This window comes from Paraprevotella xylaniphila YIT 11841 (assembly GCF_900683745.1).
Taxonomy (GTDB): Bacteria; Bacteroidota; Bacteroidia; order Bacteroidales; family Bacteroidaceae; genus Paraprevotella; species Paraprevotella xylaniphila.
Genome location: NZ_LR215980.1, coordinates 1,712,998 through 1,726,198, shown reverse-complemented (window position 1 = coordinate 1,726,198; position 13,201 = coordinate 1,712,998). Strand labels below are relative to the sequence as shown.

The following is a 13,201-nucleotide window of genomic DNA, read 5'->3' as shown; positions in this document are numbered from 1 at the left end:
ACCGGCTGCTTATTAACTAAGATTAACGCCCCTTGCGCTTTTCCCGAAGCGTTTCTGCAATGGCCCAATGGATGGCTGCTTCTTCTTCCTTGCCGGAACGGGACAGGGCGTCTCCGAAAAGTTCGTGGGCTTTAGCGTGTTCGGGTTTAAGGGAAACTGCCTTGTCGAAATCGGCGACAGCCTGTTCGGTACGTTCGCAAAGCAAGTGGTTCTTCCCTCTGTTGTAGTGTACTTTGAAATTGGCCGTGCTGAGTTCGGCGGCTCTGTTGAAGCATTGGAGTGCATCTTCGTATTCCCCATGGTCTTGCAATGTGACGCCTTTGCGTATCCATGCGTCTACATGCGACGGGTCGAGCGACAGGGCCTTATCGTAATTGGCTAAAGCGGCTCGCAGATTGTGGGCTTGAAGGATGGAAGCGTTGCCCAGTTCGTAATACTCATGGGCGTACTGCTGCATCTGCTTGCGTTGGGCTGCCATTTGTCGTTTCAACTCTTCGTTCTCGCGTTTGAGACGGCTGATGATATTGAGCTTGCTGCAGATGAACCGTTTGATGGCCGGTTTTTCGATGTCGTACCGGCTGTGTATGGCTATGAAAAAGTGGTCGAGGCTTTCGCGGAAGTCATCGCGGTCGAATGCCTGCACGGCAGCCTGGTATTCGATGTCGGCTTTGGCTTTCTTCATGGCCTGCTCGATAGCCTTTTCGTCATTGAATTGTTGGGCGAACCGGATGATTTCGGGCTTGACGAAAATATCCGAACGGGATATTTCCTTTTTCAGGCATATACCTTCCAATGAGGTACAGCGGCTCAAGGCTACATATACCTGTCCTCCGGCGAAGACACCACCGGTGAAGTCGATGGTCACTTTACGGAAAGTCAGTCCCTGGCTTTTATGGATGGTGATGGCCCAAGCCAACCGCAGGGGGAACTGCCGGAAGATGCCGAGTTCCTCCTCTTCTATCTTTTTTTCTTGCTCATTGTAGGTGTAGCGCACGTTGCTCCACACTTCGCGGGTGACTTCCATTTCCGTCCCGTCTTCCGTGACGACGTAGATATGGCCGTTCTTCTCGTCTATGGCTGAAACGGTGCCCAGAGTTCCGTTGACCCAACGTTTGTCTTGGTCGTTTTTGACGAAGATGACTTGTGCGCCGGGTTTAAGTTCCAGTTCCATCAGCGTGGGGAGCGAACTTTCCGGGAATTCACCTTGTATTTCGCCTTTAAAGAGTGTGCTTTGGGTGTCTATCTCGGATAGTTTCCGGCGGTTGATGAAATCTACGTTGTCCCTCCGGGTGGCTAAGGTGATATTCAGTCCATGGCTCAGCTTGTCGTCGTTCGTCCGGTTCCAACGGCTGTTGAGCAGTTGCAGGTCGGCACTTCCGGCTTGGTTGGTACGGATATGGTCGAGTACGGCGATGAAGGCGGCATCTTGCTGGCGGTACACTTTCTTCAGTTCTATGGAGACGAGGCGCATTTCCTGGAATACTTTGGCCGAGAAGAAATAAGGCGTAGGGTAGTAACGGTTCAGGATTTCGCGTTCGTCCGCTTTGACAACCGGTTCCAGTTGGAATATGTCCCCGACAAGCAATAGCTGCTTTCCGCCGAACGGTTCACGGAGGTTACGGCTGTAGAGGCGTAGGATGCGGTCGATGAAGTCGATGATGTCCGCCCGTACCATTGAGATTTCGTCGATAATAATCAGTTCTGTTTCACGCACTAACTTTTGGTGGGCAGAATTGTATTTCAGGAACTCTTTCAGTTTGCGGAAACTGAATCGTGGGTCATCGGGCAGGAGCGGATGAAAAGGGAGCTTGAAAAAGCTGTGCAGGGTGCTGCCTCCGGCATTGATGGCTGCTATGCCGGTCGGTGCCAATACCACGTGCTTCTTCCGTGTGTGGCTACAGATATATTTCAGCAAAGTGGACTTACCCGTACCGGCTTTGCCTGTGAGGAAAAGCGAGTTGCGGGTAAACTGTATGAGTTTCAGCGTGTTCTGGAATTCAGAATTCTGAAGGTCTATTTCGAGTTCTTCTTTCAAGTCTTTGGGGCTATGGTGTCAAGGAGTCGTTGCGTAAAGAATCCCCCGGAAGGACTATGCCCAATGAATCTGAGGATGCCGTGATCGAATCCGGTTCTTGTGGCGCGTAATAGCTTTCACATGTGTACGTGGTGGGGTCTATGTCTTCGAGCGGTTGTTTCGGGAACTTGGCACGGTATTGGGCGAAGCGGTCGTCCAACAGAACCTTTTGGATGAAGTTGCCGAATATGGGCAAGGCCGTCCGGCTGCCTTGTCCTAAGGCTCCGGTACGGAAGTGTATGCTCCGGTATTCTCCTCCGACCCATCCTCCTGCGACTAACTTGGGCGTTACGCCCACGAACCAGGCATCGGAATGGTTGTTGGATGTACCGGTTTTACCTCCAAAATCGGTGTATTTCAGTACCGGGTGGATGTAGCTCCACAGAGCAGCCGTAGTTCCGCCCGGCTCAGTCAGGCCTCCCCGCAAAAGCCGCTGCATAAAGAAGGCGGAACGGTATGGGATTGCCTGTTGCTCTTCCAGTTCTGCTGCATAGATGATGTTGCCGTCGCGGTCGAGAATTTTAGTAATAAGAATGGGCGGATTCATCTTGCCGTCGTCGATGACCGTGCAGTAGCCGTTGACCAGTTCCAACAGATTGACATCGGAGGAACCCAAGCTTAGCGACGGAGTCTCGTGCAGCGGTGATTCAATTCCCATGGCATGTGCGGTTTGTGCCACGTTGTGGATACCCAGTTCATACCCCAACTTGACTGCAACGCTATTGATGCTCTGTGCAAAAGCCGATTTAAGCGGCATCGCAGCCCCAGAGAAAGTCCCGTTGGCGTTATGGGGAGTCCATTTCGTGGGTTCTCCGTTTACCGTGTCCGGGTACTGTTGCCATTCGTCGATACGGGTGTCGCAGGGGGTCAGTCCTTGGTTCATCGCTTCTGCATATACAAAGAGTTTGAAGGTTGAACCGGGTTGGCGCATGGCGGTGACTTTGTCGTATTTCCACGAGCCAAAGTCGATGTCGCCCACCCATGCCTTGACTTGGCGGCTGTCCGGTTCTATGGCTACGAAACCGCAATGTAGGAATTTGACCATATAACGGATGGAGTCCATGGTGCTCATCTCTTCTTCTTTCGGACCGTCGTAACTGAATACCTTGACCTTGTGGGGCAGATTCAGATAGTAAGCGATGGAGTCCGGTTGGTCGGGGAAACGGGTTTCGAGATATTTGTATGCTGTCGTTTTTTTAGCTAAGTCCTCGATAAAGTTTGGAATCTCCCGGTGTCTTTCGTCTTGCCACGGGTTTGTGTTGCCCCAATGTTGCTTGAAACGTTGTTGGAGTACCTCCATTTGTTGGATGGCAGCCTCTTCCGCGTATTTTTGCATACGGGTGTCCAATGTGGTGTATATCTTCAGACCGTCGGCATAGAGGTCTAATTTGTTTTCTTCATCTATGCCGGCTATCGCGCCTTTCTTGCACAGCATGTCGATGTACTCCGGCAGGGTCGCACGGAAGTAAGGTGCGATACCGTCATAACTGCTTTCTTCTTTGCGCGGGCTGACTATCATAGGTAATGCCATGAGAGAGTCCAGTTGTGCACGGGTGGCTTTGTGTCCATTGATGACCATATGCCCGTGGTCATACAAATTGGTCAGTACCACATTACGTCGTTTGGTACTGTTCTTGGGATTGAGCTTCGGGTTATAGTTGGATGTCGCCTTCAATAAGCCTACCAGTGTGGCGGCTTGTTCGTAGGTCAGTTGGTCGGGAGTCGTGTTGAAGTATGTGCGGCATGCTGTCTTGATGCCGAATGAATTACTGCCGAAATCCACGGTGTTGAAATACATGGTGAGTATTTCTTCTTTGCTGAATATTCTTTCCAGTTTTACGGCTACAATCCATTCTTTGGCTTTCATGACTAAGATTTTCACCCCGGGGATTTTGCCTAAAAGGCCGGTTGAGTATTGTGTGCGTACTCGGAACAGGTTTTTGGCCAGTTGTTGGGTGATGGTACTGGCACCGCGGGCACGTCCGCTTGCGATGTCTTTTACCGCTGCGAAAAGCCCTTGGAAGTCTATACCATGGTGACGGTAAAAACGTTCGTCTTCAGTATCGATGAGGGTCTGGATGATAATGGGGGAGATATCTTCGTACTCGACCGGAGTTCGGTTCTCGCTGAAAAAACGGCCGATAAGTACACTGTCGGCACTGTATATCTCGGACGCTTCATTAGTGACCGGGTTTTTAATGTCTTTAAATCCGGGAGATTTCCCGAACAGGTAGAGAAAGTTGAGGTCAACGGCAATGAGAAGTAAAATAACCGATAGGACACAGGTGGTGGCCCATACCACGGTTTTCTTGTACCAAGGGCCTCGATAGAGGTTGGTGAATCCCCTTCCGGCCTTTTTCAACCAATGGATTGTCTTTTGAAGAATGCGACTCATGTGATTTGACTTATGTAGGTTGAATGATGTTTAATAGGAGCAAATTTAGAAAAAGTTTATGGCATAATCTCTTTTTCCATGAGTTTTTTTATGGCTTCCGTTTCATCCGGATGAAACCAATGAATGCTTTCGTCGCGGCGGAACCATGTCATTTGCTTGCGTGAGTAAATGCGGGTGTTTTGTTTGATTTTCTCCACAGATGTTTCCAAAGTCCAGGAACCGTCTATGTATTTGAATATTTCCTTATATCCTACGGTATTGAGGGCGTTGGTATGCCTATAGGCTATGACTTTCCGTGCCTCTTCCACTAATCCGTCTGTTATCATTTGGTCCACGCGCCGGTTGATACGTTCGTATAGTTCTTCCCGTTCCCGTCTTAATCCGATTTTAAGGATGTCGAACGGACGTGCCTTGGGTTGGTTGGTGCGAAAGCTTGAATAAGGTTTCCCCGTCATGTAGCATATCTCCAATGCGTGAATGACACGTTTGGGATTTTTGTGGTCTACGAGGTTGTAGTATTCCGGATCGAGCAGTTTCAGCTCTTTGCAAAGTTGTTCCAACCCCACTTCTTCGTATCTTTCCAACATAAGGCGGCGGGTTTCTTCGTCTACGGTAGGAATGTCGTCGATACCCTTGCAAACCGCGTCGATGTACATCATGCTTCCACCTGTCAGTAGGGCGTATGGATGTTGGGAGTAGAGGCCGTCCAACAAACGAAGTACGTCTGTTTCGTATTGTGCCGCACTATAATAGTCCGTTAGCCCGAGTGTGCCGACGAAATAATGTCTGACACGCTGTTGTTGCGCTTCAGTTGGTGCTGCGGTTCCGATAGGCAGGTCACGGAATAGTTGCCGTGAATCCGCGTTGATAATAGGAGTATGAAGAAACTCAGCCAACGAAAGGCTGAGTTCTGTTTTGCCCACTCCCGTAGGTCCTATCAATACGACAAGTCGGGGCTTCATGAATCAATGATAAGGGTTACCTTCGCTGATCTCGAATCCTTCCGGGTCGAATTCTTCTGTGTCGAAGCTCTCGCTTCCGTAGAAATCTTCGTTTAAATCTTCCGAGGGTTTGGTGGTCTCCTTATTCAGGAACTCTTCCAAACCCATGGATTGTTGCGGAGCTTCGCCATGGCTTCGGCTACATACCGGCTGTTCCTGCGTCTTTCTGAAACTAATTTCAGTCAGCTCAATGAAAAACATACGGTTGTCTAACGGGTCGAAAACATAGACCATACGTTGTTTTTCGTCTTCCAACAGCTCGTTGAGCCGTGTCTTTTTCATCAAATACAGGTCTTCGTCCGAGCGGCTTGTGCCCATGTCTTCCAACAGAATCTCCTGTTCTTGTTCCCACTCTTGGTTACAGATGAAAAAAGAAGTAGGCACATTGTCTGCATAGTGGCACGAAGACAATATGGCCTGATGCAGGTCGTAAAAAGTGGCCTCGGCATCTATTTTGATTTCTCTGATAAAATCTTCTACTTCATTAGAGATAATGGTAAAACGGTATACCATGGCTTTTTATGATATTTAGTGGACAAATCCTCTTTTGGAGTTTTCGATGAACTCGATGATATAGTCTATTTCCGGACTGGCAGGCACTTCTTCCTGTACTTTTTGCAAGGCTTCGTTCAAAGGTACGCCCCCCTGGTAAATAATGCGGTAAGCATTATGTATGTTTTCTATCAGTTCGTTGCTAAAGCCTCTCCGTCGTAATCCGACAAGATTCAGACCGCAATAGGCAACCGGCTCGCGTGCACATATAGTATAAGGTGGAATGTCTTGGCTGAAACGTGTACCTCCGCCTACCATCGTATATCCACCCACACGGCAGAATTGGTGCATCAGTACGTTGGCACTGATGATGGCGTGGTCGTCGATGATGATTTCACCGGCCAGTTTGGTACCGTTGCCGATGATACAATCGTTTCCTACGAAAGCATCGTGGGCTACATGTACGCTTTCCATCAGCAAATTACCACTGCCTACGCAGGTTTTTCCTTTTGCCGCCGTACCACGGTTGATTGTTACGTTCTCACGGATTTTGTTATTGTCACCGACTTCGGCTGTGGTTTCTTCTCCCCGGAATTTCAAATCTTGAGGCACGGCACTGATGACAGCTCCCGGAAAAATGACATTGCCGTTGCCGATGCGTGCTCCGTATAGTACGCTTACACTGTTCATCAACACGTTATTGTCGCCTATTTCCACGTTTTTGTCAATGAAACAAAACGGGCCTATTTCGCAATTTTCACCGATTTTAGCTTCCGGATCTATGAAAGCCAAAGGACTTATTTTGCTCATAAATTCTATCTTACTTGTTTTTTACGATTTGTGCAGTAAACGTAGCTTCGGTCACAATGCTTTCTCCCACAAACACATAACCACGCATGGACGAAATGCCATGACGTACCGGAGCCAACAGTTCTACTTTAAAAAGGAGTGTGTCCCCCGGAACCACTTTTTGGCGGAATTTCACTTGGTCTATGCGTAAGAAGTAGGTGCTCCAACGTTCCGGTTCATCTACCGAATTCAACACTAAAAGACCGCCTGCTTGAGCCATGGCTTCGATTTGCAGCACACCGGGCATGACCGGTTCCTGTGGAAAATGTCCGGTAAAGAACGGTTCGTTGCTTGTTACGTTTTTAACAGCCACGATGGTCGTAGGTCCGAGTTCTATAACTTTATCCACAAGTTGCATGGGATAACGGTGGGGGAGAAGTTCGCGGATACGATTGACATCCATTACCGGCGGTTCGTTACAGTCGTACCCCGGAGCCTGTATTTCATGCGCCCGAATTTCTTTGCGGATCAAGCGGGCAAACTTGTTATTGATGGTATGTCCGGGACGGGTAGCGATGATACGCCCTTTGATGGGCTTGCCAATCAGTGCCATGTCACCGATAATGTCAAGCAATTTGTGGCGTGCCGGTTCGTTTTCCCATACCAGAGGCTTGTGGTTCAAATATCCTTTTTCTGTGGCATCATGATGGGGAACTCCGATACTGTCGGCCAATTTGTCCAACTTTTCTTGAGACATCTCATTCTCATAAATCACGATCGCGTTGTCCAAGTCTCCGCCTTTGATGAGACCGGCAGCCATCAGTTGTTCTACTTCACGAACGAAAACGAAAGTACGGCTCGGGGCGATTTCAGATTCGAAATTCTCCATGTTGTCCAAAGTGGCAAATTGGCTGGAAAGCACTTTGGAATTGAATGAAATCATCGCCGTGATGCTGAACTGTTCATCCGGTAGGATTGTAATGCAAGAACCGGTTTCCTCGTCTTTGACTTCTAACTTTTTACGGATGATATAGTAGTCTTTGACTGCGTTCTGTTCGGCTATGCCTACACGTTTGATGTTCTCCACGTAAATTTCCGCGCTTCCATCCAGAATGGGAACTTCAGGGCCGTTGACTTGCAAAAGGCAATTGTCCACTCCCATGGCGTATAAAGCAGCTAAGGCATGTTCTACTGTACTGCAACGGGCTTCTCCTCGTCCCAAGACGGTGCCGCGTGTGGTTTCTACCACATTTTCGGCTACGGCGTCAATAATGGGACGTCCGTCCAGGTCGATTCGTTGTATTTTATATCCGTGGTTTTCGGGAGCAGGATTGAATGTAACGGTCAGATTCAGACCTGTATGCAATCCTTTGCCGCACAAAGAAAAACTTCCTTGCAATGTTTTCTGTTTCAGCATAGCTCTTTATTTCTTCTTATTCAGTATTTCTTTTAATTCTTCTATTTCTTTTTTCAAATGGTTCACATCCGCATACATCTCAGGCAGTTTTTTGTACACAACACTTGAACGTGCAAAATTTTTAGCTTCGATGGCAGGAGAACCTTGTACGGTAACGTGTCCCTTGCGTATGCTCCCGGCAATACCGGCTTGGGCACCGGATTTGACTTCATCACCGATGACCGCATGCCCTGCGATACCCACTTGGCCGCCGAACATGCACCATTTCCCGATTTTAGTAGAACCGGCCACGCCTACTTGGGCTGACATCACCGTATTTTCCCCGACTTCTACGTTATGGGCAATTTGGACCAGATTATCCAACTTGACTCCTCGGCGTACGAACGTGGATCCCATTGTAGAACGGTCCACACAAGTATTGGCACCGATTTCCACGTCGTCTTCTATGGTTACGATTCCGATTTGCGGAATTTTGTCATAGCCGTTCTCGGTCGGTGCAAAACCGAAGCCGTCCGCACCGATTACGCAGCCCGCATGCAAAATGACCCGATTGCCGATTTTACAATCGTGATATACCGAAACATTGGAATACAGTACACAGTCTTCGCCCACCGAAGCATTATCGTACACGGTGGTATGGGGATATATTTGTGTACCTTTACCGATATGCACGTTTTCACCGATATAAGCAAAAGGGGCAATGTAACAGTCTCCGTCGATTTGAGCCGTAGGTGCGATATATGCCAATGAATCAATGCCTTTTTTCTTGGGCTTGCTCATCTCATACAAAGCCAATAATTTGGCTACGGCCTCGTATGCATTGTCCACACGAATCAGCGTGGCTTGGGTTTCTTTTTCTAATTCAAGATTCCGGTCCACCAATACAATACTGGACTGTGTGTCATAGAGATAATGAGTGTATTTAGGATTGGACAGAAACGATATGGCTCCCGGTACACCTTCCTCTATTTTGGCAAAAGTATGTACCGATGCGTTTTCATTTCCCTCAACTGAACCCTGTATGAATTCTGCTATCTGCTTAGCGGTAAATTCCATGGTCTTTAGTTATTGTCATTACTAATTTTGCAAATTTCGCAAAAAAAATCGAATTACACCATATTTTGAGATAATAAAATAAACGGCAAGCCCGATTTAAGCCACCTTTCCCCGTAGCCAAGATGTATAGTAAAGGATATATAAATATGGATGGGGCTTATAAAAGTCAGCCGTCCGGTATTTGGATTCCCAGACGGCTGTCAAATAATAACATGATGACTCTGTGCTTATAACTTTTTTAATTGCACTGCCATTTTTTGTTGCACTTCACGTGCCTTTTCACCGGCTACGACAGCGAAGCTTTCTGTGGAATCGGCATAAATGATGGCCCGGCTGCTGTTGACAATCAAGCCGCAAGTGCTGTTCAAGCCGTATTGGCAGACTTCTTCCAATGAGCCTCCTTGTGCACCGATGCCCGGCACGAGCAGGAAGTGGTTGGGGACGATTTTGCGGATGTCTTCAAACATGCGTCCTTGGGTGGCACCCACTACGTACATCATGTTTTGGTCGTTGCCCCATTCTTGGCTTTTCCGCAGGACCTTTTCAAACAGACGTTCGCCTTCAGCGTCAGTCGTCAACTGGAAATCATGCGAGCCTTTGTTGCTGGTCAGAGCCAGAAGAATGACCCATTTGTTTTCATAACCTAAAAACGGGGTTACGCTGTCTTCGCCCATATAAGGAGCTACCGTCAGGGCATCGAGTTGCATTTCCTTAAAGAAAGTACGGGCATACATTGCCGAGGTATTACCGATATCTCCCCGTTTGGCATCCGCGATGATGAACTGGTCGGGGTAGTTCTTGTTCAGGTATTGAATCGTCTTTTCAAATGCGAGCCAACCTTTTACGCCCATGCTTTCATAAAATGCCAGGTTAGGCTTGTAAGCGATACAATAAGGTGCGGTGGCGTCGATGATGGCTTTGTTGAAGGCGAAAACGGGGTCTTCTTCCTTTAGCAGGTGCGAGGGGATTTTTTGAATGTCAGTGTCCAATCCTACACACAGGAAAGATTCTTTCCGTTTGATGTTCTCAAAAAGCTCTTGTTTGTTCATGTCGTATATGTTTTTTAGTTCGTTTTCTTTTGAATAAAATAATAACCGGAATAAATAAAGTTCAGGTTCTTGTCTCCTGCATATCCGGATAGTGAGAAGTCGGTGAGGATAAAAAGATTGTCTTTTTGCCTGCCGGTGAACTTTTGTGGAGGAATCGTATCCATGGCACTCCATTTTCGGATGTCGGACGGGTGGACGTATATCGTGTCTATCACTTGATGCCCGTCGGTAAGTTCTATAGGCATGACTTCTTCTTTCCAATATTTGCAAGGGATGGAGTCTTCGCTCTTATGATATGCGACCAGTTCCGAATATCCGGTGTTTAATTCCATTTTGACAGAAGATGGCGATGATGCCTCAAAATGGAGGTATGTTCCTTTTGCTATGACTTCCGTACCATTTTTCTTTTGGCTGAAATGCGCTTCGGAGTTTTCTTTAATACATTTCTCCGCTCCCCAATAATTGATGTCGGGAGCGACAAGACGATGGATTTCTTTGTCTTTGAAAGTATAATCCAGTATTTTGAGACGGCTGTTAGTGAGCCGGGCTGTTTCCTGCGGAAGCGATGCTAGCCAGTCCAGATATTGCTCTTCGTCCATGGGGAGTTCCCCTTTATATGATGTTTGGATTTGGATTGATAAGGCCTGGAACATGTAACGGTGGGTGAGCCGGGCATAATTTACCGGAAGTACGGATGTGAGCAGAAAGATGCCGGCAAACGACACGGCAATCCATTGAATGCGCTGTGCCCGTAGAACGAATAAGCCGATACAGACTATGTAAAACCAGATGTTCAGAGTCAGAAGATACAGGCGGTTGAGCGTGATGCCGTAATCGTTGAGTCGTCTGGCGATGCCGATAGTCATCAGTACTAACAGGGGCAGGATGGCGATGGGCAACCCACGCGCCACACGTTGCTCAAAACGTGAAAGTCCCTGGCGGAGAGAAGGGTACATGCAGAATTCTACTCCGATGCAACCCGCAGTCAGTGCGATGACTAACCAGGAAACCCATCCGTTCGGTAATTGCCATTGGACGAGAATCTTCAATGCGTAGACATAAAGTACCAATAAGTAACATCCCAATAACGGAAGGAACAGATAGCGAATCACTTTGCTGAGGTATGCAGAAGTATAACCGGTACGGTCGTGTTTGGCTTCTCCGGCCGGGATTTGCCCTAAAAACAGCAATGAGGGTAAGGTCAGGCAAAACACAATGAGCCATGTGGTATAGAAGTTACTATTTACTTCCCAACCGAATAAGCCGGAGAAGGATGCTGTCAGCAGGCAGAGGCCGCCGCACATGATACCGCCGATTATCCATGAAGTAACGGCATGGGATACCAGTTGTAGGGTGAAATTCCATGAGGGAATATCGTCTTTTTCACGGAAAAAAGGAAGTGTGAAGATACTTAATCCCAAAGCCGTCAGGGCGGAACCGTGGGCAAGTCCTGTTTCCAAGAAAGGAAAGTCTTCCGGCAATAGGTACAAGTATCCGGCGTCCGCTAATAGGAGCAAATGGAGTAGCGCGTTGGCGATGTATACGATACGTTTACGTTTCACTTCCTCTCCCCATAGGCGAAGGGAGAGAGAGAGCAAACTTCCTACAGTCAGATAATAATTAATGGTGAAAGTCTGACGTTCCGTGAACAACTCGTCTTTCCCCCAGCATACTACTAATAAGAAAACAGCGAGCGATACTGTAAAGCCGACCGTGACCGGAAAACGTTTCAAGCATTGCTCGACGCTTTTTATGATAATCTGCCGGGTGAAAAACTTTTTCATGTCCTTTACCGTTTAGAGTTCGCTTTCTTTCATCCGTTCGGCATTTTCCGCCACGGTCAGTTGGTCGATGCAGTCTTGGATATTGCCGTCCATGAACGAAGGCAGGTTCTGCATGTTATAGCCGATGCGGTGGTCGGTGATACGGCTTTGCGGATAGTTGTACGTACGGATTTTGGCCGAACGGTCACCGGTGGACACCATTGTCTTCCTTCGGTTGGCAATGTCGTCGATATATTTCTGGTGTTCTTTGTCGTAGATGAACGTGCGCAGGCGTGCCAAAGCTCTTTCCTTGTTCTTGGGTTGGTCACGCGTTTCAGTACATTCTATCAGGATTTCCTCGGTCTCTCCCGTATTGGGGTTTTTCCACAGATAACGTGCACGTACGCCGGATTCCACCTTGTTCACGTTCTGTCCGCCTGCGCCGCTGGAGCGGAAAGTGTCCCATTTGATTTCGCCCTCGTTGATTTCCACGTCGAATTCTTGGGCTTCGGGCAGTACGGCCACCGTTGCGGCCGAAGTATGTACACGGCCTTGTGTTTCCGTAGCCGGTACGCGTTGTACGCGATGTACGCCCGATTCGTATTTCAGCGTGCCGTACACCTTTTCTCCCGTTACGCTGAAGATGATTTCTTTAAAGCCGCCCGCAGCTCCTTCCGTAAAGCTAGAGATAGCTATCTTCCAACCTTTCATTTCGCAGTATTTGGTGTACATGCGGAACAAGTCGCCTGCGAACAGTGCGGCTTCGTCTCCTCCCGTTCCTCCCCGTATCTCCATAATGACATTTTTGTCGTCTTCCGGGTCGGCCGGGACGAGGAGCAACTTGATGCGTTCCTCCGTTTCGGGGATATGTTTTTCAGCGGCCGCCATTTCTTCGCGCGCCATCTCCTTCATTTCCGGGTCGTCTTCGATGGCTAGCATTTCCTTGGCGTCTTGCAACGTTTGCAGGCTGTCCATATATTCTTTGCGGGCTTTCATGATATCGCCCAAGTCCTTATATTCTTTAGTCAGCTTTACGTAGCGTTTTTGGTCGCTGATCACATTCGGGTCGGTAATCAAAGTGCCCACCTCCTCGTAGCGGCTTACCAGCCCCTCCAATTTGTCTAATATAGAATTGTTTTCTGCCATAATATCAAGTTTCCGGCTG

Annotated in this window: 10 protein-coding genes; all 10 read right to left on the bottom strand. The window is 48.2% G+C overall.

Annotation, left to right across the window (positions count from 1 at the left end):
* Positions 1 to 22: 22 nt before the first annotated feature.
* Positions 23 to 2,035 carry a tetratricopeptide repeat protein gene (locus E0E47_RS07430; protein WP_130893339.1) on the bottom strand — a complete coding sequence of 671 codons (2,013 nt, stop codon included), beginning with the start codon at positions 2,033 to 2,035 and terminating at the stop codon, positions 23 to 25.
* Between the two features lie 10 nt (positions 2,036 to 2,045).
* Positions 2,046 to 4,469: a transglycosylase domain-containing protein gene (locus tag E0E47_RS07425; protein WP_130893338.1), complete on the bottom strand. Its 2,424-nt coding sequence runs from the start codon at positions 4,467 to 4,469 to the stop codon at positions 2,046 to 2,048.
* A 56-nt stretch (positions 4,470 to 4,525) separates the two neighbouring features.
* Positions 4,526 to 5,431: a tRNA (adenosine(37)-N6)-dimethylallyltransferase MiaA gene (gene miaA / locus E0E47_RS07420; RefSeq protein ID WP_130893337.1), complete on the bottom strand. Its 906-nt coding sequence runs from the start codon at positions 5,429 to 5,431 to the stop codon at positions 4,526 to 4,528.
* Between the two features lie 3 nt (positions 5,432 to 5,434).
* Positions 5,435 to 5,983: an IS1096 element passenger TnpR family protein gene (locus E0E47_RS07415; RefSeq protein WP_130893336.1), complete on the bottom strand. Its 549-nt coding sequence runs from the start codon at positions 5,981 to 5,983 to the stop codon at positions 5,435 to 5,437.
* 15 nt (positions 5,984 to 5,998) lie between these two features.
* Entirely contained in the window at positions 5,999 to 6,772 is a 774-nt protein-coding gene (gene lpxA / locus E0E47_RS07410) for an acyl-ACP--UDP-N-acetylglucosamine O-acyltransferase (RefSeq protein ID WP_130893335.1), read from the bottom strand.
* A gap of 10 nt (positions 6,773 to 6,782) precedes the next feature.
* Positions 6,783 to 8,168, bottom strand: coding sequence for a bifunctional UDP-3-O-[3-hydroxymyristoyl] N-acetylglucosamine deacetylase/3-hydroxyacyl-ACP dehydratase (locus tag E0E47_RS07405; RefSeq protein WP_008621132.1), 1,386 nt, complete (start codon positions 8,166 to 8,168; stop codon positions 6,783 to 6,785).
* 6 nt (positions 8,169 to 8,174) lie between these two features.
* Positions 8,175 to 9,224, bottom strand: coding sequence for a UDP-3-O-(3-hydroxymyristoyl)glucosamine N-acyltransferase (gene lpxD / locus E0E47_RS07400; protein ID WP_130893334.1), 1,050 nt, complete (start codon positions 9,222 to 9,224; stop codon positions 8,175 to 8,177).
* A 227-nt stretch (positions 9,225 to 9,451) separates the two neighbouring features.
* On the bottom strand, positions 9,452 to 10,273 hold the full coding sequence (gene pyrF / locus E0E47_RS07395; RefSeq protein WP_130893333.1) for an orotidine-5'-phosphate decarboxylase: 822 nt from the start codon (positions 10,271 to 10,273) through the stop codon (positions 9,452 to 9,454).
* A 14-nt stretch (positions 10,274 to 10,287) separates the two neighbouring features.
* Positions 10,288 to 12,057: a DUF4153 domain-containing protein gene (locus E0E47_RS07390; protein ID WP_130893332.1), complete on the bottom strand. Its 1,770-nt coding sequence runs from the start codon at positions 12,055 to 12,057 to the stop codon at positions 10,288 to 10,290.
* A 12-nt stretch (positions 12,058 to 12,069) separates the two neighbouring features.
* Positions 12,070 to 13,182 (bottom strand): peptide chain release factor 1, encoded by a 1,113-nt coding sequence (prfA, locus tag E0E47_RS07385; RefSeq protein WP_130893331.1) that lies wholly within the window; start codon positions 13,180 to 13,182, stop codon positions 12,070 to 12,072.
* Positions 13,183 to 13,201 lie beyond the last annotated feature (19 nt).